Below are 24841 nucleotides of genomic sequence, written 5' to 3'. Positions count from 1 at the left end.
GTAAAGATGGGAAATGCGTTGATTTTAACGATAGCGGTCCTTTCGGTTACCGGAACGGTTCTGTTTGGCGCTCTACGGCTAATGGAGCCGCTGACCGAAAAAATGTTCGATGGAAGGTGGCACTACCGCGTCAGGAAGGTCGTACTCTTGTTTTTGCTCCTGCCCATCGGAGTGCTTGGCGGATCGGTGTACTTGCGCTTCATTGAACCCAATGGACCGGCCGCGGCCGGCGTTCCTCGGCAACCGCCCGCGATATCCTCGGCGGATGCCGGTACGGAAAGCCGGATTTGGACAGCGGCGCCCGGTTCCGCGCCAACGCTTACGGATGATGATGGTTCTTCGGATTTTAGGGTCTGGTTTCAAGAAGCAGGTTTATGGGTGACGACCGCATGGCTGCTCGGGTTTGCGGCGGCCGGCGGCCGATGGGCCGCGGCTTACTGGCGGTTTCGCGCCAGACTTTGCCGCACCAATCTCCCAGTGGAGGGAAGGGAGCTGGAGATCTTTGCGTCCGTCATGCGGGAAATGGGGATCAAAGGAAGCGTTTTGCTTCAATCGAATGATGGGGTGCATACGCCGATGTTGGTCGGAATGCCGCGAACGGTCCTGATTTTACCGGAAATTGACCTGGACGAACGAGAACTGCGGCTGATCTTCCGCCACGAGCTGATTCATTACAAACGGCATGATTTATTCATCAAAGCGCTGGCTTTGCTGGCAAATGCGATACATTGGTTTAATCCCGCAGTTTATGGTTTGCGGAAAGACCTCGACCGTTACATGGAAATCTCCTGCGACGAACGGGTTGTCGGCGGGATGTCCGAAAGCGAAAGGCGTTTCTATGGGGAAACCATCTTAAATGTACTGGAGCGGGCGGCCAACCAACGGGCGGGAATCTTTACCGGCTTTAGCGATAATGCCGCATGGATGAAAAGCAGGTTGATACATATTTTGAAGGCAACGCGGAAAAACCGGCGATCGGCTGTCCTCTCGGCAATTTTAGCGGTTATGGTCATGGTGTCCGGGGTTGTGATAGCCACTGCCGTACACGCCGAGATGGGTCCTGCTTCCGCAATCGGTCCCGAGCCCAAGCTTGAAATTTCCACCGGTACGGCGTCCTCCGTGGTGTTTTTCACCGGCATCGGCAGCATGGAAGGCACTTCCTATGGCGTTGACGAGACTTCTTCTGCGGCGGGCGAAACTTCAATGCCGGGGAAGGGGCCGAAGGTGAAGGAGGCGGGCAACCCGCACCTTGTAAAGCTCGACCGCAAGCTCAACGAGTTCAGCGATGCCGTCATTTATGGCATTTACAAACAACAAGGCATCCCGTACACGGATACGGTTTATTTTGAACTGGCGGACGGCGCTTTTACTTTCACCGGCCAGGAGAATATTCCGCTGAGCAGTCGTTGCGGGAGCGAAATAAGCTCTTACATGGCCAAAGTGTACGCTTCCAGCTCGATACTGGACCTTGCGTCTTACGATCAGTTGGAGGATAAACGGACCGATATTGACAAATTGGTGCTTGAGACTCTAAACAAAAACGACAGCGACCCCGCCGCCATTCGCGATGAAATAATCGATACGCTGGCGGATCGCCTGGAGTTGCCGGCCGACCTGTTGACGGTGGAAATTTCCCGGATTTAATCTTGTAGTTCATTCCGTTAAGGAGGCAAGCGGAGAAATGTTTCGACGAAAAGGATGGTCGCTCCTGTGCTCCATCGTTTTATGCCTGGGTGTTGCAGGCTGTTACGCAACGCCGGAAAAAGCGGCGCAGCAGCGATCTTTAAAAGTGATGTATTTTGGGGACAGCAGTTTTTTTGAAGACTACGGCGATTTATTTTTGAGCAGATACGGGGATGTTGATTTGGATGTCGCGGTCCTGGACCAGAGTACTCTTCCGCCGGAGAAAAGTTATCGTGAAGCGTTGGATGACTTTATTCAGCTTGAAAAACCGGATGTGCTCTATTTATCGGCGGACGAATATGCGCGTTACGTCCAGAAAGGAATGCTGGCCAGCCTGGAACCTTACATTCAAGCGGATCATGATGGGCTGTCCGGCATGCAAAGCTCCATCATTGACTTTTTGAAGGAATTGGGGGGCGGACAACTTTATGGGCTTAGTCCGACGTTTTATAATACGGCCCTCTACTATAACGCGGATCTTTTTAAGCAATACGGAATTACCCCTCCGCATGATAATATGACTTGGCAGGAAATACTGGAGCTGGCGGCGCGCTTTCCTGCGGATGGGGATGAGCAGCAGCGCATTTACGGGTTAAGCGTTCCGTTCGTGCAAACGGCCGATGACTTGGCGGCGAGGATCGCCAATACCCAGGGATTATCCGCCGTCAATCCGAAAACGATGCAAGTGACCTTAAATACGGACTCCTGGAAGAACGTATGGAACATGGCGATAAACGCAACTCAATCCGGCGCTTTAGATTTGCCGGAAACTCCGTTTTACGGCGGCTCGCTGCAGGATTTTCTGGACAACGATTTATTTGTGCAAGGCCGCGTGGCGATGAAGCTGGATGATGCGGGTATCATGCAAGTCTTGGCGGGCCTGACCAAAACGCTTCCGGACTTCAAAGCCTTTCAGTTCGATACCGTAACGGGTCCGGTCGACCCGCTGGATCGGTCATCTTCAAGGGATATGGAAGTGGGGCAAATTTTCGCCATTCGCGCGGGCACGCCCAACCTGGAGGCTGCTTGGGATTTCGTGAAGTATGTCAACAGCGACGATTATGCCGCGATAAAAGCGCGTGTATTTAACAGCAATTTATTAACGCGGATGGACCATTATAGCGAAAGCCGCTTACAGGCTTTTTACAAACTGGATCCTTTGATGGTCGATTATAGTAGGAAAGCCGATATTCCCGATACGTTTACGGAAAGGTTCAATGCCTTGACCAGCACGGAGATGAGCAAAGCGGCGCGGAAAGAAATTTCCTTGGAAGAGGCGCTGGACAACGTCTCCAAGACCGGGCAAGCGCTGCTGGATAAAGCGTTAGCCAAACAAAATAATCGATAACGATGCAGCCCCCCTTTAAGTCAATCGTTTTTAAAGGGGGGTTCGTGCGTTTACACAGCCGCTTGTCACAAAAAGAACTTGACCGGTGTTATAGAAGCGAAAAATTGAGGAGGTGAACTTATGAACTTATTGGACAGGCCGCACCTTGCATTCAAAGTGGATCCGGAACAGATCGAAATGCTGGTCAGGCGAACGAAATGTGGGGATAAGGGGGCTTTTGCTGAAATTATTCAACGTTTTGAGAAACCGATTTATATTTATTGTTATCACATGCTCAAAAGCAAGGAGGAAGCGGAAGATGCTCTCCAGGAAATATTCATTAAAGCCTACGAACAGATCCATCAGTATCGTCCTGCCGTTTCTTTTTCAGCCTGGCTATACAAGATCGCTTATAACTACAGTTTAAATCAAATCCGAGGCAAAAAGCGATGGTACCGGTTTTTGACACGGTACAAGCACGAGCGTCCCTCGTGTCAGAATACAGAAAGTCTAGTATTACTAAAGGATTTGTTGAGTTCGCTGACTGAGGAGGAAAAACATATTTTACTGCTGCGGGCGATTCATCGGTACAGCTTCAACGAAATTAGCGAGATCATGAGCATCAAATCGGCAACCGTTCGTAAGAAATACGAACGTCTTCGTAGAAAGCTATCGGAAGAGGATATGAATGAAGGAGGAGAAGCGAATGCGGCGATTGCAAAATCAACCTAAAAAGCTGGGTCTAAACCAAGCGGAACAAATGATTCGGGATACGGAAACGCCGGAGCACAGCTTCAGCGAACAGATCATAAACCGAATAGAAGGAATGAAACAGCGTCCGGACAAACCTCGGTTTTTTAAAAAACTAGGGATTACAACTGCTGTATCTGCAGCGGCATTGGCCGCAATTATGTTGGTTGGCGGTTTTCTGTCTCCGGTCATGGCCGAAACGATGGAGAAAATCCCCTTGCTTAACCATATTATCCTGTTTGTAAATGAATTGGGAGCCAAATCCGCAGACAGCGGCGAGAAGGTCTTCTTTGATGACAAGGGCAAAGTGGCGCATCTTGCGCAAGATCTAAGCTATGCGGAGATTGAGGATGAAGATTTCCGGAATCAGTTGACTGCGGCTTGGAATGAAATTTTCCCGGGCGATAGCAATAATTTGAAGGATCTTAATATTTGGTACTCCGAAAATTATAGTGTTCTTAGAGCGGGGGATGAAACGAAAACCATATACATTATTAACGGCGAGTTGGATTTCGCGGTACAAAAGATTCAAGCGAATGAGGTTCCGGATTCCGTTAAAACAATCGCTGATCGGATCTTTAAATCCATGGGAAATTTCAAGAACAGCTCGAGCATAGTTGAAATGACTTTAAGGCCAAAGCAGCAGCCGCCGATTTACAATTTTGTGTATGACACGGGCGATGGAGAGGTCTGGATCGATATTGAGCAAGAGACCAACCGTATTACCCGCGTGTTTGCCGATCCGTTGTCAGATCAACTCTATAAAGCTTCAAGTCTGGAAGGAGATCTTTCCATCTCCACAAAAACGAAGGCGCTGGAAACGAATGAACTTGTGAAAACGGCAGTGGAGCAAGCGCGTGAATGGATGAATCTGGACTTATCGGATTATCGTGCGAAGAGAGATCATGCACGGATCGACAAGCTTGTTTTTACAAAAGAAGGTGCCCCGGACGTAACCGCCATGTTCAACTCCCAAGGGTCTTTCTATTACTTTATGATTCAAGGAATTCCCACGAGCAAGCAATAGAAAGAAGGAAACGTTAAAATGAAAAAAATATTTCAAATCCTAAGTGTAATGCTATTGGCGAGTCTAATGACCGGCCCAATCTCCAATGTCACCGTGCAGGCTGCGAGCGCGCCACCGGAGGGCGTTCAAGCGATTGATCCGGCCGATGTTGACCCAAAGGCAGCCGAGGCTGCGCAAGCCAAACTCCAAGAATATACGGGAAATACTTACCCCTTCGGCACCGCCCTCAAGGGCGATGACGGATCGTATATGTTCACTTTGCAAAAAAGCAAAACCGATCAAATTATTGTAAATTCGAAAGGTACGGTTGATGTTTTATACATCGATATAAGGTACAAGGAACTCCGTAATGAGCAGTTAAAAAAGCAGTTGGACCAAGCGTGGAGCGAGATTTTCCCGGAAACCGGCGAACCGTTGGAAAACGTCAATTTGCATTATATGGGCGGTAAGCTTTCCCTTCGGGCGTCCAATCCAAAGGCAACGATTTTTATGGTGGACGGAAAGGTGGACCATGCGCTCCGGCAGGTGCAGGATAAGGATATCCCCGCCAACGTCCTAAAAACGGCGGAGCAAACGTTGGCAAGTTGCGGCGGACTTGTCAAGAAGACACGCACATTGGAGGGGGTAACCCTAAGAGCGGGGCAGCCGCCGGTTTACAATTTTTTGTATACCACGAATAAAGGAAACGTATGGATCCATATTGAAGAGGGCACCCTGCAACGGACGGAAGTGAATCTACAGGCATTGTCGGACAAGCTTTTCGAAGTCACAAGCAAAGCGAAAGGCGATGCCGTCGACAAAAAGCTGCAGTCTTTTAAAACGAATACACTGCTCAAAACGGCCATCAAAGATGCGAAAGCGATTATGGATCTGGACCTAAGCGGATACAGCGTCAAAAGAGCGGAAAATAGAATCGATACCTTGATTTTTTCCAAAAAGGGTGCCCCAACCGTAACCGGCATGTTCAACTCCAAAGGCTCTTTTTACTATTTTAAAGTGAATAAATACGATAATTAATCATCAAACAATCAACTCAAATCTATCCCCCAAGATCAATTGTTTGGAACGATGGATCTTCTGGCCGTCCGTGCTGCTGACCGTACTTCGGATACACAGCAGAGGATGGCCTTCTTCGATATTTAAGTAGGTGGCCACATCGAAGGAGGCGTATTCCATCACGATATATTTTCGGGATATGCCAAATGTAATTTTGTGTTTGTTTCTTAAAATTTCGTACAGTGATTTATGATTCAAATCCTCCTGCAGCAAAAACGAAAAGGAGGAAGGAAGCCGGGTATATTCCACAGATACAGGGACATCGTCGGCATATCTGATTCTTTCGATGTTAATGATTTTATCCCCGGGTTTTAGACCCAAATGCTCCTGGTCCGCAGCGGTAGCCTCTTCAATCACGCACTTGATCACTTTTGCCCCAGGGACTTTGTTTTGCAGTCTGCAAGTATCGCTGAATCCTATCGTCTCCGTGACGTTTTTCTTGATCTTCTCTTTCGTAATAAAGGTGCCTTTCCCCGGGATTCGCACCAAATACCCGTCAGAAGTAAGCGAATCGAGAGCGGCGCGGACCGTGACCCGGCTCACGTTGTTGGTTTCGCTGAGTTCCAATTCCGTCGGGAGTTTGTCCCCCGGCTTCAGCGTGCCGTTATGGATGGAGTCCAAAATTTTATCTTGCAGCTGTTTATATAATGGCGCGGTTTCCGAATGATCGACCATGGTATTACCCTCCAAAAAACTTTGTATTATATTGTTTTATTTCTGTACCTCTCTATTATAACAATATGTACAAGCTGTGAACAGCCTATAAACCTGCGTATTTGTAGGAATATTTCACCCGCCTGCCTTTATTCGGCCCCTTTTTAATTCAATTTATTTAACCGATGGCTATTGCCTAATGTATTACCATGTGTTATTATTTCATCAAGACATTCCAATACAAAACACCGGTGAGGAATGAAAAAAAACTAAATGTATCATACAAGGAGAAGACAATGGATATAAAACAAATTATTGGAGAAATTGTGGCGGGAAAACAAGAAGTCGGAGGTATTAAGCAGGTTTATTATGTAGCTTGCGGCGGTTCTTATGGCGCTTTTTATCCAGCCAAAACTTTTCTGGAGAAAGAAGCCAAAGACATTAAAGTAGGCTTGTATAACAGCAACGAGTTTGTGCACAACACGCCTAAAGCATTTGGCGAAAATTCGGTACTGGTCGTAGCTTCGCATAAAGGCAATACGCCGGAGACGGTGAAAGCGGCCGAGATCGGCAAAAGGGCGGGCGTTCCGGTCATTGCGTTAACCTGGATCACGGATTCGCCGATTACGGAGCACGCCGACTATGTGGTGAAATACACCTTTGGCGAAGGCAAGGATATCGCTGGAGAAAAAACCATTAAAGCCCTGTTGACGGCGGTAGAGGCCTTGAATCAGACTGAGGGATACGAGCATTATAATCAATTCCTCGATGGGGTAGCCAAAATCGATCACATTGTTAAAAACGCTTGCAAACACGTGGCCAAACGCGCCCTGGCGTTCGCCAAAAATCACAAGGACGATAACGTCATTTACACCATGGCCAGCGGAGCCGGTTACGGGGCCGCTTATATGGAAAGCATATGTATCTTTATGGAAATGCAGTGGATCAACTCCTCGAGCATCCATTCGGGCGAATTCTTCCACGGACCGTTTGAGATTACGGATGCGGAGATTCCGTTCGTCATCCAGATTTCCGAAGGAAGCACCCGGCCGCTGGATGAAAGAGCGCTGAACTTCCTGAACCGTTATGCCAAGCGAGTGGAAGTATTGGACGCCAAGGACCTGGGCTTGTCCACCATCGACAGCTCCGTGGTTGATTACTTCAACCATTCCCTGTTTAACAACGTTTATCCGGTTTACAATCAAGCTTTGGCGGTGGAAAGAGAGCATCCGCTTACAACCCGCAGATATATGTGGAAGGTTGAATACTAATGGAAAAATATAAGGTTATCGGCATCGGCGACAACGTAGTAGACAAGTATGTCCACCAGGGTTTGATGTACCCTGGTGGAAACGCCTTGAACTTCTGCGCTTATGCCAGAATGTGTGAAATGGAAGCGTCTTATTTGGGTAAATTCGGCAACGATCAAGTCGCCCATTATATCCAGCGGGTGATGGACGAATTGAAGATCGAGCATAGTCATTGCCGGAATTTTGAAGGGGAAAACGGATATGCGCGGGTTACGCTGGAAAACGGCGACCGTGTATTTCTCGGTTCGAACAAAGGCGGGATCGCCAAGGAAAAGGCATGGGACTTTACGGAAGACGATCTGGATTACATTAAACAATTTTCCGTGATTCACACCAGTCTAAACAGCTATATCGAGCAGGATCTGGCGATTTTAAAAACAAGCCATGTACCGATCTCCTTTGACTTTTCGGTGCGTTGGAATGACGAATATTTGGAGCAAGTATGCCGGTACGCGGACATATCCTTTCTTTCCTGCAGCCATTTAACAGAAAGCGAACGAGAAAGAGAGATGCGCAAAGCCCAAACGCTCGGCTCCAAAATAGTGATCGGAACGGTGGGAGAAAACGGCTCATACGCGCTTTATAAAGATCAGTGGATATACCAGCCGGCCGTATTGACGGAAACGGTGGACACGATGGGAGCGGGCGATTCTTATTTAACCGCCTTTCTTATCGGGATGATCCGAAGCTCGAAAGACGGCAACATTTTCTCGGGTCCGGATGAGGAAATGCTGGGCAGAATCAAAGCAAGCATGGAGCAGGGAGCCGCATTTGCCGCGAAGATTTGCCGGATCAACGGGGCATTTGGCCATGGCACGGCAATCGTATAAAGGGCCCTCCGACTCACAAAGAGACACCATAAATCAGCAATTTGTAAGCGCATTCAGACTACCATAAGGAGGGCGAACCTTCATGTTTTGGTTTCAGCTGATCATCATCATTTTGCTCATCTTCTTTGGCGCCAGAAAAGGCGATGTATTTATGGGCTTGCTCGGCGGCGTGGGCGTGGCGATCTTTGTTTTTATCTTCCACGTCCAACCGGCGGCTCCTCCCATCGATGTCATGCTGATTATTTTAGCGGTCGTTTTGGCGGCCTCGGCGCTGCAGTCTTCGGGCGGGCTCGACTTTCTCGTCCATCTTGCGGAAAAAATGCTGAGTAAGTCGCCTAAAAATATTACGATCATAGCTCCGATTATCTCCTGGTTGTTTACTTTCTTGTCGGGGACGGGACATGTCGTCTATAGTTTATTGCCGATTATCAATGAACTGGCCATCGATAATAAAATCAGACCGGAAAGACCGATTTCAAACAGTATCATCGCCTCCCAGCAGGCGATCACCTGCTCGCCGGTATCGGCGGCCACCGCCGCGATGATCGGATTTATGGCCCCGCTTGGCATCGGTTTGGGAACCATCTTGACGATTGCCATACCGGCTACCCTTTTGGGGGTTGTTGCAAGCGCTGTATTGACGATGCGCAAGGGCAAAGAGCTGGAGGAGGATCCGGAATATTTGCGGAGGCTGGCGGAAGGATTAATCGCCAAACCGGAGCAAAATGCTGAGAAACAAGCAGTTACCAAGGGCGCGAAAGCCTCGGTTGTGCTCTTTTTGCTGGGCGTTCTGGCGATTGTCGTCATGGGCCTGTTTACCAACCTGCGTCCGTCCTGGGTGCAGGGTGGCGAAACTACGCTTTTGTCCTTGCCGAATACGATTGAAATCATTATGCTGGTTTGCGCTACGCTCATCATTATCTTTGGCCGTCCGGCGATTGAAACGATTCTTAACGGCCCGATATTTAGGGCGGGTGCGCTGGCGATGGTGTGCGCTTTTGGGCTGGCTTGGATGAGCAGCACCTTCATCAACGGACAAACCGCTTTCATTCAGGATCATGTCGCCACCATCGTAAATAGTCATCCCTGGACGCTTGCGGTGATCATGTTTGTCGTCGCCGCTTTGACGACGAGCCAAGGGGCCACGACATTGATTATGGTCCCGATCGCCATCGCGCTGGATTTGCCTCCTTATATCGTCATCGGAGCGTGGATGGCCGTTAATGCCAACTACTTTTTGCCGGTCGCGTCGCAGTGCCTTGCCGCTATTTCTTTCGATACCGCGGGAACGACCAAAATCGGTAAATTTGTATTAAATCACAGTTTCATGATACCGGGATTAATTAATACCGTGATCTCCGTCATCGTAGCTACCTTGCTTGGAAGCGCTTTATTATAACCTTGAACAAAGAAAGGGGAACCGAGGGCGTGCGAATAGCGGGAGTTGGATTCAGCTGCATGGATGTTTATGATCAATTGAACAGGATGTATCCAACCGGGAATAGTGTCGATTTTGTTATTCATATGCGCAGAATGGGAGTTCAGGCTTCCTTGGTTAGTGTGGTCGGGACGGATGCTTACGGCGACATGATGATCGACATGCTGAAAACAGAGAAGATCGATGTATCCCATCTTAGCGTGCGGCAGGGCAGTACGGCGGTTTTCAAGATGGAGCTGAATGGGAACGATCGCGTGCACAAGGAAAAAATCGAAGGCGTGATGGCGCATTTCGCCTTGAATGAGGATGACCGGCGATTTATTGCGGAGCACGATGCGCTCCACACCAACCTGTCCGGCAGAATCGAGCGGGAACTGCCTTATTTCCGGGAGCGGGGCGTCTCCATTGTGTTTGATTTCTCCACGCGAACGAAGAAGGATATTGCCGGGCCGATTTTGCCGGATGTGGACTACGCATTCTTCTCCTATACGGAGGAGGACGCGTATATAACGGAGTTCATCGCATGGGCGCAGGCGTTGGGGCCGCGTATCGTCATCGCGACGTTAGGGGAGCGCGGCAGTCTGGCTTATGACGGCAAGACGTTGTATCGCGGTCAGATCGTGCCTGTGGAGGTTGTCAACACGGTCGGGGCGGGAGATTCCTTCTGTGCCGGCTTCATGTACGGCGAACTGCAAGGCTGGTCGATTGCGGAATCGTTGAATCATGGCGCTCGAACGGCAGCCGGGGTGGTCACCAAATTCGAACCCTACTGAAACAGTACAGACCAGAGAAGAGGTGCTTTCTTTGATTATTGATGTGCACACACATCCAATTTTCCACAAGGCAATTTGCGGGGACAAAGAGACGTTGGAATATCGAAAACGGGAGTTCGGCATATTCAAACAGTCGCCAACTCCGGTCGAGTCGGTGCTTCAGGAGATGGACTACATTGGCGTAACGCGCTCCGTGCTGCTCCCGCTAGATCTGACGACCAGAAGCGGCGGCTGGATTGTCGCGAATGAAGAGGTGCGAACGCTGGTCGATCTTGCGCCGGACCGGTTTATCGGTTTTGCCAGCGTGGATCCGTATCGCGAGGATGCGGCAGAGGCGCTGGAGTATGCGTTTGTCCATCTGAAGCTGAGCGGCCTGAAGCTTCATCCTTCAAAGCAGAAATTTTACCCCGATGATGACAGGCTGAAGCCGCTCTACGAGATTTGCGTGAAATACGACAAACCGATCATGTTCCACGCGGGGATGAGCTGGGAGCCAGACGCTCCGGCCGTATATTCGCACCCGCTGCGTTTCGAGGAAGTGGCGATCGCGTATCCCGAGCTCCGCATATGCCTGGCGCATTTCGGCTGGCCATGGATTCAAGAGACGGTGATGCTGCTGCTGAAATATCCGAATGTGTTCACGGACACGTCATTGCTCCATATGGATAATGCCCTTGACTTCTATACGCAGATTTTCAAAGTGAACATGGGTCCGCTCTGGATAGAGCGCAATCTGAGAGACAAGGTCATGTTCGGCACCAACACGCCCCGATTCAAGGCGAAGCGGCTTTTGCCGGCGCTTAAGGCGCTGGAGTTCCGGCCAAAGACATTGCAGAAGATTCTGAGCGGCAACGCTGAGGTTTTTCTGGGAGAGAGGAGGAATGAGCGGCCTTGGTTAAATTAAAAACGCTTGTGCTCAGGTCAACGGCCGAATTTCAGATGATCAAAATTACGAGCGAGATTCAAAGTTTCGTGGAACAATGCGGCGTAGTCAACGGTCTGGCGGCTGTTATCTCGGCGCATACGACTACCGGCATTATGGTCAACGAAGGACTGGAATGCGTGGAGACGGATATCGAGGAATTGCTGGAACGTTTGGCGCCCAAGGATTGGCCATACGCTCATGCGCATTTCCTGCCGTCGTACGGCGCAACGGGCAGCAATTCTCCCTCGCATCTCAAGTCGATGATTTCCGGCAACAGCTGCATGTTCGTTGTGCAGGATGGGAAGCTGGTGGCGGGCGACGCCCAGGATGTGTATTTGGCCGAATTCGACGGTCCGAAGAGCAGGAAAGTTTACATTCAGGTTATCGGAGAGTAGCTGTCACAAGTAAAGGAGGAATCTGGTTAATATGATACAAATCTCGCAAGTGGCTGCCGCAAACTATCATTATAAAAGGTATTCCCTGGAGTATTTCTTGAGTTCCGCCGCACGGTTGGGGTTCCGCAATATTGAATTATGGGCATCGGGACCGCATTTCCATTTGGACTATTTTTCGCTTCAAGACGTCAAAAATTTGCAGCAAAAAATAAAAGCACGCGGGTTAAAGGTCATCTGCCTGACCCCCGAGCAGTACGTCTATCCGGTCAGCATCAGCCATCCCGATCCGGAGTACCGCAAGCACAGCGTGGAGTTTTTTCGCCGCCATATTGAAGCCGCTTCGCTTTTGGAATGCGACCGAGTGCTGGTGACCACGGGGATCGCCTACCTGGACGCCGACGAGACGGAAGCATGGAAATGGTGCCGGGAATCCTTAAGTGAAATCAGCAAAACTGCGGAAAAAGAAGGAGTTTACCTTCCCGTGGAGGCGTTTACCAGCTTTTCCACGCACGTGTTTAACCGGGCCGAGCATATTTCCAAGATGATCAAAGAGGTCGGAAGCCCGTATTTGAAAGGGTTGGCGGATACGGATGTGATGGCCACGACAGGCAAGGACACCATTCACGACTTCATCAAGGAACTTGGAGATAATTTAAACCATGTCCATTTTGTGGACGGTAATCCCGGAGGGCATCTGGTTCCCGGAGAAGGCCGGCTCGATATGGCGGAGGCGTTAAAGGCGCTGAACGATATCGATTATAAGGGATATCTCGGGCTGGAATTGCTTGATCGAAGATATATTTTGGACCCGGAAAAAGCGATGCGGGATTCGCTCGCGTGGTTCGAAAAGCACTTATCCTAATACCCATCTGCGAAATGCGAAAGGAATGGTAAACCGATGAAGGCGGATATATTCATTCATGAAGGCGAAGGCATCCAATGCGTGTACAAAAACGAGAAATGGCTGGTGTGCATCAAAAACTGGAAACCGGATAACGATATCGAGGGCATTTATCGCCTGGAAGTCCATCGCGAAACCGATGAACAATTCATCTTGGTGAAGGGCAAAGCGATCCTGCTGGCGGCGGACCGGAAGGACGGCAAGTTCGATATTGAATTGATCGAGATGGAACCGGGGAAGGTCTACAATATTCCGCAGGACACCTGGTTTTACACGATCATGCAAAAGGATACGGTAATGACGTATGTTCAAGACGCCAACACCACGAATGAAAACAGCGAATACTGCGAAATGAGCGAGTCCGAGCTGGCTTTTGTGAGAAAAAGAGCGTCTGAAATATTGAATAAGTAAGAAAGGCAAAAAGCCGATTCCTGCGGAAGGAATTGGCTTTTTTCAAAAAATACTGGACTATTCGTTCCGATTAATTTATACTTGTGTTGGAAAGGAGGAAGTACCTTTGGGACGGATTAAAGAATTTGACCGGGAGCAAGTGCTGCGCAAAGCGATGATCGTTTTTTGGGAAAAGGGATATGAGGGAACAAGCATCCCGGATTTGCTGGAATCTATGGGACTAAGCCGATCCAGTTTGTACGAAACGTTTCAGGATAAACAAACGCTTTATTACGAGGCCATCCAATGTTACAAAAAGATGTCGCAAAAAAAACGCGATCTGATGATCCATGCCCCTTCTGCGATCGACGGAATCCGCCAGTATTTTGAGCTGCATATCACGAACGCATTTGCCGCGCACGGCGAAGCTTATCCAAACGGATGTCTGATTACGAACGCATCGATTGGTGTGGAAGCCTTGGATGAGCCATTGCAGAATACGATTCGCCACAGATTTACGGAATTGGAGCGGCTGTTTTACGAGACCTTAAAGAAAGGGCAAGAGGCGGGAGAAATTGCCCCCGATAAAGATATTAAAATGTTCGCGTACCTGCTGCTGAATCTCAACCACAGCATCAACGTGATGGCCAAGGTCCAAAGCGACAGCGCTAAAGTCCGCGATATGATGAACGCGGTTTTGGAGATGCTGTAAAGCTATTTTTTTTTCGGAATACCGGAATGATTGTTCCTGAAAATCGGGCCAATTTACGTGTACATAGGGGAATGGGCAACTTGTTCTCATATTGGAACGAATATTCCAGTATTTCCGCATTATAACTAATAAAAAGGAGTGTTTTTCATGAATGTCATCGCAAAAAGTAAGCCGGAGGAAAATACCGCTTCGTCATGGATCACGCTGATTCTTGCTGTGGCCTGCGGTCTGATCGCAGCCAATCTTTATTACACGCAACCATTGGTGGAATCGATCAGTTCGGCCGTAGGGTTGTCTTCGGGAGCCGCGGGTTTGATCGTCACGCTGACCCAAATCGGCTACGGGATCGGTTTGTTATTTATCGTTCCCTTGGGGGATCTGCTGGAGAACCGCAAGTTGGTGGTTACGCTGCTGATTTTGACAGCCATCGTGTTGATCATCGCCGCCGAAGTCCGAAGCGCGGCCCTGTTTCTGGCCGCTTCCCTGTTGATCGGCGTCGGGTCCGTGGCGGCCCAGGTTCTGGTTCCCTACGCGGCTCATCTATCTCCCGAGGAAACGAGGGGACGTAATGTAGGCAACGTCATGAGCGGTCTGCTATTGGGGATCATGCTGGCCCGTCCGGTTTCGAGTTTGGTGGAAAATTACTTCGGCTGGCACGCGATCTTTATTTTATCCTCTGCCATGCTTTTGGTGCTGTCTCTTGTTCTGGCCAAGGTACTTCCGGCAAGACGCCCGCAAACCACCGTCAACTATCCGGCGATCCTCTCATCGATGCTGCAGTTGCTGAAGACGACGCCGATTCTGCGGCGCCGGGCACTTTATCACGCGTTTTTGTTCGGCATGTTCAGCCTGTTCTGGACCACGGTTCCGCTCGTTTTAACGAGTCCGGTGTTTCACTTTTCTTCAACAGGGGTTGCCCTGTTCGCTTTGGCGGGGGTATCCGGCGCGGCGGCGGCGCCTATCGCGGGGCGTCTGGCGGATAAGGGCCTGATCCGTGCGGCCACCGGATTGTCCATCGTGCTGGTGATTCTTTCCGGACTGTTGCCGATGCTGTTCGCCGGCGGTTCGATTCTCTCTATTGTTATCCTGGTGGCTGCCGCCATTCTGCTAGTCATGGGCGTGTCCGCCAACATGGTACTCGGACAGCGCGCCATCTTCGCTTTGGGAGCGGAGGTCCGCAGCCGGCTGAACGGTCTCTATATGGCGATCTTTTTTGCCGGCGGAGCCATCGGTTCCGCGGTCGGGGGATGGGCTTACGCCATGGGCGGCTGGCAGGCGGCGCTGTGGGTGGGCGTTCTGTTTCCGGCCCTCGCGATGCTGTATTTTTTCACGGAAAAAAGGGGGGTGCGCGGCTGAACGTTCTTTCTTACAACAGAGCTGAACGCGGCTGGATGAGTTCTTCGTGCGGAGGCTGCGGAGGCTAGGAAATAGCGGTAAAAAAGGGCCCTATTGCCGGCAAAGAAGTGAATTCAGCCCCAATAGAGGAATTTTTTACCGCTATTACTGGCGAGCGGGGGCGAAAAGGGCCGTTTTCCCACCTTGCTAACAAAATAGGACCCAAAAGTTCCGCTATTTGGCGGGCAAGGGGGAGAGCCGCCAATATAGCGACATAAATTACCGCTAATTCGGCAAGAGCCCCAGGACACTCCCTTCACCTCAAATGTCCGCCAAAGCTAACATTCTCTGGTGGTTTTCAGTTACTGATTGTCTTTCGTTACCAGTTTGATCGCGACCGGTACATATTTTTCCACGGGCTTGCCGCGGAGTATATCGGCTGCGGTTTGTACCGCTTTCTGCCCGATCAGGTCGAATTGCTGCGCGATTGTAGCGGAAAGTTTGCCCTCCTTGATCGCTCTAAGCGCGTCCGCGCTTCCGTCGAAGCCGATAACCACGATATTTTTACCGGAGCTGGCAACCGCTTCGACCGCCCCTAGTGCCATTTCGTCGTTTTGCGCGAATACCGCCTGGATATTGGGGTTAGCCTGAAGCAGATTTTCCATGACGTTAAGGCCTTTGGTGCGGTCAAAAGCGGCTGCCTGCTTGACAACGACATTAAGCTTGCTGTCCGCGAGGGAATGAAAGCCTTCGCCGCGTTCCCGGGCGGCCGATGTTCCCGGTATGCCTTCCAGCTCGGCGACGACCGCCCCCTCACCCAGCGAATCGATGATGTACTGTGCCGCCATTTTGCCTCCGCCTACGTTGTCGGAAGCGATCAGTGAGGCGACCTCGCCCTTGTCCGCCGAGCGGTCGATGGTGATCACCGGAATGCCGATGGCGTTGGCGTTTTGGACCGCCGCCGAAATGGCGGAGGAATCGGTGGGATTGATCAGCAAAGCGTTGACGCCTTTTTGGAGCAGATCATCGACGTCGTTGTTTTGTTTGGCCGGGTCGTTTTGGGCATCCACAACAATAACTTCAAATCCTTGTTTGTCAGCCTCCTGCACGACCATATCCTTTAAGTAGACGAAGAAGGGGTTGTTCAAGGTGGACATGGAAAGTCCGAGCTTGACATGATTTAAGTCCTTCTTGCCGCCAGTTTTGGCCCAGGAGGGCGGCTCCAGCGAGCAGCCGGAGAGCAGCAGCGTGATCAAGGCGGTTATCAGAAGATAAGGAATTTTTCTCAATTTCGTATCCCCCTACACGGATTTCTTTCGGTCCATCAGAACCGCGACAAGAATGACGATGCCTTTGACGACCGCTTGATAAAACGAGGAGACGCCAAGCAAATTTAACCCGTTATTCAGGGTGCCGATAATCAGGGCGCCAACCAGGGTTCCGACAATGCGGCCGCGTCCGCCGGACAAACTGGTGCCGCCGAGAACAACCGCTGCAATGGCATCAAGTTCGTAGGAGCTGCCGGCGGTCGGCTGGGCCGAATCGAGCCTGGAGGTAAGAATGGCTCCGGATAACGCCGCCAAAAAGCCCGTTAAAGAGTAGACCATGATTTTGATGCGCTGGACCTTAATTCCGGAGATAATGGACGCTTTTTCGTTGCCGCCGATGGCATAGGTTTTGCGTCCGAACGACGTTTTGTTCAGCAGCACCCAGAGCAAAGCGAACATGATCGCCATGGTGATGGCCGGAACGGGGATCCCCAGAAAATAACCGCGCCCGAACATTTGAAACGTCAAACTGTCGCCGAGGCTCGTGATCGGATTACCTTCCGTAAAGACCATGGTAAGCCCGCGGTAAATCGTCATGGTGGCTAAGGTGACGATAAACGGCGCCATTTTGCCTTTCGTAATGAACGCGCCGTTCACGGCTCCGAGTCCGGCCCCGAGTAAACAGGAGGCTCCGATGGCGATTATAGGGTTTACGCCACCGACGATCATACCGGCCATGATTGCGCTGGAAAGCGCCAGCGTCGAGCCGACCGAAAGATCGATGCCGCCCGTCAGGATGACGAGGGTCATACCGAAAGCGATCAAGGCATTGATGGCTACCTGGCGCAGCAAATTTAAAATGTTAAGCGGCTCTAAAAAAGCCGGGTTCAAGACGGCAACAACGATAACAAGAATGATCAGTCCCAGCATCGGACCAAGCTTCTGCATGGCTATGTTCATATTTCATTCCCCCCTGTGGCCAAGCTCATAATTTTCTCCTGCGTGGCCTCCGAACCTGCCAATTCTCCGGCGATTCGCCCTTCATGGATCACGAGGATTCTGTCGCTCATCCCGAGGATTTCCGGGAGTTCCGAAGAGACCATAATAATGGCTACGCCTCTCTCTGTCAGCTCGTTCATAAGCTGGTAAATCTCGCGTTTGGCCCCGACGTCCACACCTCTTGTCGGCTCGTCGAGGATCAGCACCCCGGGGCCGATGCCGATCCATTTGGCAATAACCACCTTCTGCTGGTTTCCTCCGGAGAGATTTCTTACCGGGGTTTCGAGCGATTCCGTTTTGATTTGCAGCCGGGTTATTAGCGTCTCGACAAAGGATTTCTCTTTGTTCTTGTCGATCAATCCGTTGCGGTTAAGGCTGGACAGGCTGGGAAGAACCATGTTTTCCCTGACGGAAAACTCCAGAACAAGGCCTTCTTCTTTACGGTTTTCGGTAATAAATCCGATTCCCTGCTTGACCGCGTCGGACGGATTTTTAATGTGCACAGCCTGATGTTTCAGAAGGATTTCGCCGGTGTCGAGCCTGTCAAGACCGTATAGAGCCCGCATGATTTCCGTTCGCCCGGCGCCCATCAAACCCGAGATGCCGAGGATTTCACCGGATCGCACGGCAAAATGGACTCCATGAAAAACCCCGTTTCTGGAGGCGTTTTTCACTTCCAGGACGACCGGACCGGGCGTAGTGCGGCGTTTAGGAAAACGGTCGGTCAATTCGCGTCCAACCATTTTTCGCACGACTTCGTCAAAGCAGGTCTCGGAAATTGGCTTCGTGTCGACGCTGATGCCGTCACGCATTACCGTAATGCGGTCGCCAATTTCAAAAATTTCTTCCATCCGGTGCGATATGTAGACGATAGACACACCTTCCCGTTTGAGCGCTCCGATGATCTCGAATAATTTCCGGGTTTCTTTTTCCGTGAGCGCAGCCGTCGGTTCGTCCATAATCATCACCTTGGCTTTCGTCATCAGCGCTTTGCAAATTTCGATCATTTGCTGCTGTCCAACCGAACACTTTACGGCAGCCTGATCCAGAGGAAGCGAGAGGGAGAGTTTGCTCATTTGCTCTTCTGCTAGCGCTTTCATTTTCTTCTGATTTAAAAATCCCCAACCGTTAGTTTCCTCCTTGCCGACAAACAGGTTTTCCAGTACGGTCATTTCCGGCCAGATATTCAGTTCCTGGTGAATAAACACGATTCCGTTATCCTCCGCTTCACGCGGATGGGTAAAGGAGACTTCTTTTCCGTCAATGAGGATAACCCCATCGTCCCGCGTATGGATGCCGGTTAAGATGTTCATCAGCGTGGATTTGCCGGCCCCGTTTTCCCCCATCAGCGCATGAACTTCACCTTCGAGCAGCTCAAAATCCACGCCGGCCAGCACGCGACTCGCTCCGAATGATTTATGAATGTCTTTCATTCTAATATGCAACCATGTTCACCTCTCGCCGCTTTCATTCTGAAGATAGTTTAGTTGGATGCACTTAAAAAACTTAATTCATAAGTGTTGTTCTCCTCCTCCTGAAACCATGAATATGTTGTTATATGCTGTCCTAGAACAAGAAAAAAGCGTTGTTTATAACCTTTTTAGCTAAAAAAATGAATTTTTAGAGTGGAATAACATTAAATAATATATAAACGTGAACTAAACACTTGTGAAGATGATTATGGGTACAAGGTGACGATATTCTAAAGAATGGGAAGCGATTCGACCAAAATACTTGACTCTCCCCTTTAGTGGAGACATTAAACTCCATGTGTAAGCTGATCAATTAAAAGGGAGGAGTCAAAATGAACCTGGATATCAGAGACGTTAGAAGCGAGGATATCGAGCCTATTAAATCGATCATTGCCAATACGTGGAACCGAAGAGGTTTATTGAGGATGAAGACGTCATAAATGCAGCCGTTACAATGGTGTTCGTTGGCGGCCTTCATCAGCGGCGCGGTGTTTTCGATCACGGCCAACGGACGAGTAGCCCTTTACTCGGATCCTGAACCGGCTGGCGAGATCAAGAAAAACGAGGGTCCCTGGACGGTGGAGGAATTGATTAAAACCGTTCCTGAAAATTTATTGAAAGATTATGTGTCCATTGCCACGCGGAATGAATGGGCTTAGTATAGCGGTGCTGCCGAAGCGAGTTTTGTAATATCAAGAAGTTAACGCTCCGAGGTTCATACTTTTGGATATTTAAAAAAACTAACGTCTTGCCTTTATTCAAAAAGGCAAGACGCTGATTTTGCGAATTATTGAGCGGACTTTAAAGATTCAACCTCATCCTTCGTTAGTCCGCTCGCTTTCACGATAACGGAAACCTCAATGCCCATGGCCAGCATGTTCTTGGCAATTTCCATGGCTTTCTTTTGTTCTCCCTGGGCCATGCCTTTCTCAATGCCTTTCTCAATGCCCTTCTCGATTCCCTTCTCCATACCTCTAGCCATACCTTGTTCCGTTGCCCACTCAATCATGGACGCCTGGTCATGCAAATATTTCTGGCGCTCCTCGTACTTGCGGCGGGCTTCCCGATCGAGACTCAAAAACTCCAGCGTATCCATCGCTTTCTTCAAGCTTGGTTCATTCATCTTCAGCGCCTCCCAGTTCGTTTTGTCCGCACTCTTCAAAAAAAGCAGCCAATTTACCAAACCGCCCTCCACCGGAATCGATCGATCATCCAGCTTGGATAATTCTATGACGTGCATTTCAATGTCATCACATAGCTTAACTCTCGTATGATCTTCCCGTAAATGATAGACATTATGATACCGCTCGTTGGCAATGACCGTGAAATTCAAAATATTGATCGTCACGCATTTTTTCAGTTGCTTGTAGGATTGTCCTTCCTGCAACTGGCTGGAGTAGCGTTTGCTCCAATAATAGAGCGTCCGTTTCTCAATGTCGTATTTATTGAATAGCTGCATCTCCACGTTGATAAGTTTGCCTTCCGTAGTTTTGGCCCAGATATCGAAGATCGACTGTTTGTCGAGCGGAGCGTCCTTATCCGTATAGGGATTCAAAAGGACGATCTCCGTGAGCGGCGGCTCGCCAGATTCCATAAATGTTCGATTTAAGAAAGCCAGCAGCACATCTTTGTTGTCTTCACTGCCAAAAATCCGCTTAAAAACGAAATCATTCCGTGGATCAAGAAGTTCAGTCGTCAATTTGACATTCAACTCCATTTCTTTTATTTTATCACACTTTAAGTTCATGCAAACAAAAAGCCGCTCCAATACGGCAGCCAAACGAAGGCTCGTATTAAAGCGGCATGTGCTTCACGCCAGTTAAATTATGGTTAGAGTATACCCGATTATTATGAATGCTGCAACCTGAGACAGGGCTAAACAGTTTATCCACCTAAACATTACCAACACTCACCCAATAATTTGAAACATAAAATAATAAAGGCAAGAAGAATGTTAATTTTTTTTAATATATAGCGAAATTTTTGTATTTACCATTGACTGAAAACGGTTTAAATAATAATATATGACCATAAGTTGATCAACTGTTATTAAAAACTTGATTGAAGGTTGGAATTTTTGAAATTGGGAGGATACTATGATGACGCAAGTGTCAGAAGTGGAGATCTTAAAAAATTATATTAATGGTGAATGGGTGAAGAGCGCCACCGACCGTTATGAAGACGTGTATAATCCGGCGACTAACCAGGTTATCGCCCGTGTTCCTTTGTCGACGAAAGAAGAGATTGATCATGCGGTTGAAGTCGCGGCTGAGGCTTTTAAAAGTTGGCAGAAAGTGGCCGTACCTCGCCGGGCTCGAATTCTATTCAATTATCAGCAACTGTTGACCCGGCACAAGGAGGAACTGGCCAAGCTGATCACGATTGAAAACGGCAAAAACCTGACCGAGGCTTTGGGCGAAGTGGGGCGCGGCATCGAAAACGTGGAATTTGCCGCCGGAGCACCGACGTTGATGATGGGCGATTCGCTGGCCAGCATCGCCACGGATGTAGAAGCTGTAAATTACCGCTATCCGCTTGGCGTGGTAGGAGGAATCGCGCCCTTCAACTTTCCGATGATGGTGCCCTGCTGGATGTTTCCGATGGCGATCGCGCTCGGCAACACCTTTATATTGAAGCCGTCGGAGCGTACGCCGCTGCTGACCAGACGGCTGGCGGAGCTGTTCGAGGAAGCCGGATTGCCTAAAGGCGTGTTCAACGTCGTATACGGAGCCCACGATGTCGTAAACGGTATTCTCGATCATCCGGAGGTCAAGGCGGTTTCGTTCGTCGGTTCGAAGCCGGTCGGCGAATACGTGTTCAAGCGCGGCAGCCAAAACCTGAAGCGGGTGCAGGCGTTAACCGGAGCCAAAAATCATACCATTGTCCTAAATGATGCGAATCTGGAGGACACGGTGACCAATGTAATCAGCGCCGCTTTCGGCTCGGCCGGAGAACGCTGCATGGCCTGCGCCGTGGTCACTGTGGAAGAAGGGATCGCCGATGAGTTCATCGCCCTTCTTAAGGAAAAGGCGCAGAGCGTTAAAATCGGCAACGGTTTGGACGACGGGGTGTTTCTCGGTCCGGTGATCCGGGAAGAGAATAAACGGCGGACCCTGCAATATATCGAAAAAGGTCTGGAAGAGGGAGCTTCGCTCATCTGCGACGGACGGGAAAACACGCCGGATCAAGGTTATTTTGTCGGACCGACGATTTTTGAAAATGTAACGACGGAGATGACGATTTGGAAGGAGGAAATTTTTGCGCCGGTGCTGTCCGTCATTCGCGTGAAAAACCTCAAGGAGGCGGTGGAGATCGCCAACCGGTCGGAATTCGCCAATGGAGCCTGCATTTTTACCTCCAATGCGTCCGCCATCCGGTATTTCCGGGAAAACATCGATGCCGGAATGCTTGGCGTAAACCTGGGCGTACCTGCACCGATGGCCTTCTTCCCGTTCTCGGGCTGGAAATCCTCTTTCTTCGGCACGCTGCACGCCAACGGCAAAGACAGCGTGGACTTCTACACGCATAAGAAGGTCGTGACCGCCCGATATGCAGCGCCGGCTTTTGAATAATCATCATGTTCAGGACAGTTGGGAGGTAAGGGGTCATTGACGCTGGTATCATTTAAAGAAATGCTGCAAAAAGCCAAGGCGGAGCAATATGCGGTCGGACAGTTCAATCTGAACGGCTTGCAGTGGGGGCAGGCCATATTGCAGGCCGCTGAAGAAGAGCGTTCTCCCGTCATCCTGGCCGCTTCGGACCGGCTGGTGCCCTTTTTGGGCGGCTATAAAGTGATTGCGGCAATGGTGGAGGAGCTTGTCAAAGAGATGGCGATCACCGTTCCGGTGGCGCTTCATCTGGATCACGGAAAAACGCTGGAGAATTGCAAAAAGGCCGTAGACGCCGGCTTCAGCTCCGTGATGATCGACGGTTCCCATGATCCGATCGGGCGGAATATAGCGATGACCGGCGAGGTCGTGAACTACGCGCATCCCCGCGGAGTGTCGGTTGAAGCGGAGGTCGGCACGGTCGGCGGGATGGAAGACGGTTTGATCGGCGGGATTCGGTATGCGGACCCTGGAGAATGCGCCGCGCTGGTCAAGGAAACGGGGATCGATGCGCTCGCCGCGGCGCTCGGTTCCGTCCATGGCCCTTACCGGGGAGAGCCGGTACTGGGCTTTGCGGAAATGGAGCGGATCTCCGGGCTTGTCGGGATTCCGCTGGTGCTGCACGGCGCTTCGGGCATTCCCAAACATCAGATTCGGCGCGCTATCGCTTTGGGCCATGCCAAAATCAATGTCAACACGGAATGCCTTCAGGCCTGGGCGTCGGCGCTCCGCCGGACGCTTGACGCCGATGCCGGTCTGTACGATCCGCGCGCGATTTTGTCGCCGGGAACAGAGGCGATCAAGGAAGTTGTCAGAGGCAAAATCCGGGAGTTCGGTTCCGCGGGAAAAGCATCGCGGTAAACATCGGCTAGCGGATTACCAAATTATTAATTCCGGTACGCCTGGCCTGCGGCCTTTGCGCCGCGAGGCCAGGCGTGCAGGCAAACTGATTCAAGTAGGGAGAGATTGCAATGCTGCAAAACGAAAAAAAACGAAAATTTGATCTCATCACATTGGGGAGAGCTTGCATTGATTTAAACGCGGTGGAGTATAACCGGCCGATGGAAGAAACGTTGACCTTCTCGAAATATGTGGGCGGATCGCCCGCCAACATCGCGATCGGCGCGGCCAAACTCGGCTTGCAAGTCGGATTTATCGGCAAAGTTCCCGCCGACCAGCACGGCCGCTTTATTCGGCATTCCATGAAGAAGAGCGGCGTCGATGTCTCCTGTATGATTGACGACACGGAAGGGCGCAAGGCGGGCCTGGCTTTTACGGAGATTAAAAGTCCGGAGGAATGCAGCATCCTGATGTACCGTGAAAATGTCGCCGATCTGTTTTTGCGGCCGGATGAGATCGAGGAAGAATATATTGCCGCCGCTTCGGCGTTGCTGATCTCCGGTACGGCGCTGGCCGCCAGCCCTTCGCGCGAAGCCGTTTTTAAAGCGGTTTCATATGCCCGGGCCAACGATACCAAAGTCATCTTTGAATTGGATTACCGGGGCTACACCTGGAAGTCTCCGCAGGAAACGTCGATTTATTATTCGGCGATTGCCGAACAGGCGGATGTCGTAATCGGAACCCGGGACGAATTTGATGTGCTTGAAGGAAAGGAAGGGGGGAATAACGAGGCGACCGTTGCACGATTGTTCCGTTATCGCCCGGAGCTGGTGGTTATCAAACACGGCGTGCAGGGTTCATACGCTTATACCCGGGACGGCAAGGTGCATAGGGGATTAGCTTATAAATCCAAGGTGCTTAAAACGTTCGGAGCCGGCGATTCCTATGCGGCCGCTTTCCTGTATGCCTTAATGAGCGGAAAAGAGATTGCTGAAGCCTTGAAATACGCAAGCGCTTCGGCTGCCATCGTCGTCAGCAAGCACAGTTCATCGGAAGCGATGCCGACGGTGGCCGAAATCGAGCAGCTCATTGCCGCGCAAAGCCAATAAATTTGCTGGAGATTAACATCTAGTGTTTACTTTATAATT

At 50.3% G+C, this 24841-nt stretch carries 24 protein-coding genes; 19 read left to right on the top strand and 5 right to left on the bottom strand.

Annotation, left to right across the window (positions count from 1 at the left end):
- Positions 1-6: 6 nt before the first annotated feature.
- The 5 genes from DYE26_RS13300 to DYE26_RS13280 all read left to right on the top strand — a co-directional run bounded on the left by DYE26_RS13300 (position 7) and on the right by DYE26_RS13280 (position 5804).
- Complete coding sequence (locus tag DYE26_RS13300) at positions 7-1644, top strand: M56 family metallopeptidase (protein WP_036624549.1); 1638 nt, start codon at positions 7-9, stop codon at positions 1642-1644.
- 37 nt (positions 1645-1681) lie between these two features.
- Positions 1682-3031, top strand: a complete 1350-nt coding sequence (locus DYE26_RS13295; RefSeq protein ID WP_051985606.1) for an ABC transporter substrate-binding protein — start codon at positions 1682-1684, stop codon at positions 3029-3031.
- A gap of 120 nt (positions 3032-3151) precedes the next feature.
- The gene (locus DYE26_RS13290) at positions 3152-3742 is read left to right on the top strand and encodes an RNA polymerase sigma factor (RefSeq protein WP_036624547.1); all 591 of its coding nucleotides are present in this window, start codon (positions 3152-3154) and stop codon (positions 3740-3742) included.
- A complete protein-coding gene (locus DYE26_RS13285) occupies positions 3717-4787 on the top strand; it encodes a hypothetical protein (RefSeq protein WP_036624545.1) in 1071 nt (356 codons plus the stop codon). Before DYE26_RS13290 ends, DYE26_RS13285 begins: the two co-directional genes overlap by 26 nt.
- Before the next feature lie 18 nt (positions 4788-4805).
- Complete coding sequence (locus DYE26_RS13280; RefSeq protein ID WP_036624542.1) at positions 4806-5804, top strand: hypothetical protein; 999 nt, start codon at positions 4806-4808, stop codon at positions 5802-5804.
- Positions 5805-5807: 3 nt separating this feature from the next.
- Here the strand turns inward: DYE26_RS13280 and DYE26_RS13275 are convergent, their stop codons facing one another.
- The gene (locus tag DYE26_RS13275; RefSeq protein ID WP_036624540.1) at positions 5808-6518 is read right to left on the bottom strand and encodes a GntR family transcriptional regulator; all 711 of its coding nucleotides are present in this window, start codon (positions 6516-6518) and stop codon (positions 5808-5810) included.
- 275 nt (positions 6519-6793) lie between these two features.
- Here DYE26_RS13275 and DYE26_RS13270 point away from each other — a divergent pair, with 275 nt between their 5' ends.
- From DYE26_RS13270 to DYE26_RS13225, 10 genes are all read left to right on the top strand, one after another.
- A complete protein-coding gene (locus DYE26_RS13270) occupies positions 6794-7768 on the top strand; it encodes an SIS domain-containing protein (RefSeq protein WP_036624538.1) in 975 nt (324 codons plus the stop codon).
- Complete coding sequence (locus DYE26_RS13265) at positions 7768-8637, top strand: fructoselysine 6-kinase (protein ID WP_036624534.1); 870 nt, start codon at positions 7768-7770, stop codon at positions 8635-8637. The genes DYE26_RS13270 and DYE26_RS13265 overlap by 1 nt, the downstream gene beginning before the upstream one ends.
- A gap of 82 nt (positions 8638-8719) precedes the next feature.
- Positions 8720-10036 carry an anaerobic C4-dicarboxylate transporter family protein gene (locus tag DYE26_RS13260; protein WP_036624532.1) on the top strand — a complete coding sequence of 439 codons (1317 nt, stop codon included), beginning with the start codon at positions 8720-8722 and terminating at the stop codon, positions 10034-10036.
- A 29-nt stretch (positions 10037-10065) separates the two neighbouring features.
- A complete protein-coding gene (gene frlD, locus DYE26_RS13255) occupies positions 10066-10848 on the top strand; it encodes a fructoselysine 6-kinase (protein ID WP_036628520.1) in 783 nt (260 codons plus the stop codon).
- A gap of 22 nt (positions 10849-10870) precedes the next feature.
- Complete coding sequence (locus tag DYE26_RS13250; RefSeq protein WP_255310158.1) at positions 10871-11752, top strand: amidohydrolase family protein; 882 nt, start codon at positions 10871-10873, stop codon at positions 11750-11752.
- A complete protein-coding gene (locus tag DYE26_RS13245) occupies positions 11740-12168 on the top strand; it encodes a secondary thiamine-phosphate synthase enzyme YjbQ (RefSeq protein ID WP_036624528.1) in 429 nt (142 codons plus the stop codon). Before DYE26_RS13250 ends, DYE26_RS13245 begins: the two co-directional genes overlap by 13 nt.
- Positions 12169-12199: 31 nt before the next feature.
- Positions 12200-13030 carry a sugar phosphate isomerase/epimerase family protein gene (locus tag DYE26_RS13240; RefSeq protein WP_036624527.1) on the top strand — a complete coding sequence of 277 codons (831 nt, stop codon included), beginning with the start codon at positions 12200-12202 and terminating at the stop codon, positions 13028-13030.
- A gap of 36 nt (positions 13031-13066) precedes the next feature.
- On the top strand, positions 13067-13480 hold the full coding sequence (locus tag DYE26_RS13235; protein WP_036624525.1) for a hypothetical protein: 414 nt from the start codon (positions 13067-13069) through the stop codon (positions 13478-13480).
- A 106-nt stretch (positions 13481-13586) separates the two neighbouring features.
- Entirely contained in the window at positions 13587-14171 is a 585-nt protein-coding gene (locus DYE26_RS13230; RefSeq protein ID WP_036624523.1) for a TetR/AcrR family transcriptional regulator, read from the top strand.
- A gap of 147 nt (positions 14172-14318) precedes the next feature.
- Positions 14319-15527 carry an MFS transporter gene (locus tag DYE26_RS13225; protein WP_036624521.1) on the top strand — a complete coding sequence of 403 codons (1209 nt, stop codon included), beginning with the start codon at positions 14319-14321 and terminating at the stop codon, positions 15525-15527.
- 341 nt (positions 15528-15868) lie between these two features.
- On the opposite strand, the gene rbsB is transcribed toward DYE26_RS13225, so the two are convergent.
- The 3 genes from rbsB to DYE26_RS13210 are packed head-to-tail and all read right to left on the bottom strand — an operon-like array spanning position 15869 to position 19218.
- The gene (gene rbsB / locus DYE26_RS13220; protein WP_036624520.1) at positions 15869-16795 is read right to left on the bottom strand and encodes a ribose ABC transporter substrate-binding protein RbsB; all 927 of its coding nucleotides are present in this window, start codon (positions 16793-16795) and stop codon (positions 15869-15871) included.
- Positions 16796-16807: 12 nt separating this feature from the next.
- Positions 16808-17734, bottom strand: coding sequence for an ABC transporter permease subunit (locus DYE26_RS13215; RefSeq protein WP_036624518.1), 927 nt, complete (start codon positions 17732-17734; stop codon positions 16808-16810).
- The gene (locus DYE26_RS13210) at positions 17731-19218 is read right to left on the bottom strand and encodes a sugar ABC transporter ATP-binding protein (protein ID WP_036624515.1); all 1488 of its coding nucleotides are present in this window, start codon (positions 19216-19218) and stop codon (positions 17731-17733) included. The genes DYE26_RS13215 and DYE26_RS13210 overlap by 4 nt, the downstream gene beginning before the upstream one ends.
- Positions 19219-19685: 467 nt before the next feature.
- On the opposite strand from DYE26_RS13210, the gene DYE26_RS33425 reads away from it, so the two are divergent.
- A complete protein-coding gene (locus DYE26_RS33425) occupies positions 19686-19904 on the top strand; it encodes a hypothetical protein (protein WP_036624514.1) in 219 nt (72 codons plus the stop codon).
- A gap of 128 nt (positions 19905-20032) precedes the next feature.
- Here the strand turns inward: DYE26_RS33425 and DYE26_RS13200 are convergent, their stop codons facing one another.
- Entirely contained in the window at positions 20033-20962 is a 930-nt protein-coding gene (locus DYE26_RS13200) for an Rpn family recombination-promoting nuclease/putative transposase (protein ID WP_036628518.1), read from the bottom strand.
- A gap of 382 nt (positions 20963-21344) precedes the next feature.
- Here DYE26_RS13200 and iolA point away from each other — a divergent pair, with 382 nt between their 5' ends.
- The 3 genes from iolA (at position 21345) to iolC (ending at position 24802) form a co-directional block, all read left to right on the top strand.
- Positions 21345-22817: a methylmalonate-semialdehyde dehydrogenase gene (gene iolA, locus DYE26_RS13195; RefSeq protein WP_371861012.1), complete on the top strand. Its 1473-nt coding sequence runs from the start codon at positions 21345-21347 to the stop codon at positions 22815-22817.
- Between the two features lie 36 nt (positions 22818-22853).
- A complete protein-coding gene (gene fba / locus DYE26_RS13190; protein WP_036624511.1) occupies positions 22854-23714 on the top strand; it encodes a class II fructose-1,6-bisphosphate aldolase in 861 nt (286 codons plus the stop codon).
- A gap of 110 nt (positions 23715-23824) precedes the next feature.
- On the top strand, positions 23825-24802 hold the full coding sequence (gene iolC, locus DYE26_RS13185) for a 5-dehydro-2-deoxygluconokinase (RefSeq protein WP_036624509.1): 978 nt from the start codon (positions 23825-23827) through the stop codon (positions 24800-24802).
- Positions 24803-24841: the final 39 nt, after the last annotated feature.

Source organism: Paenibacillus macerans (assembly GCF_900454495.1).
Lineage (GTDB): Bacteria > Bacillota > Bacilli > Paenibacillales > Paenibacillaceae > Fontibacillus > Fontibacillus macerans.
Note: the sequence above shows the minus strand (reverse complement) of the source record. Positions and strands in the feature narration are given on the sequence as shown.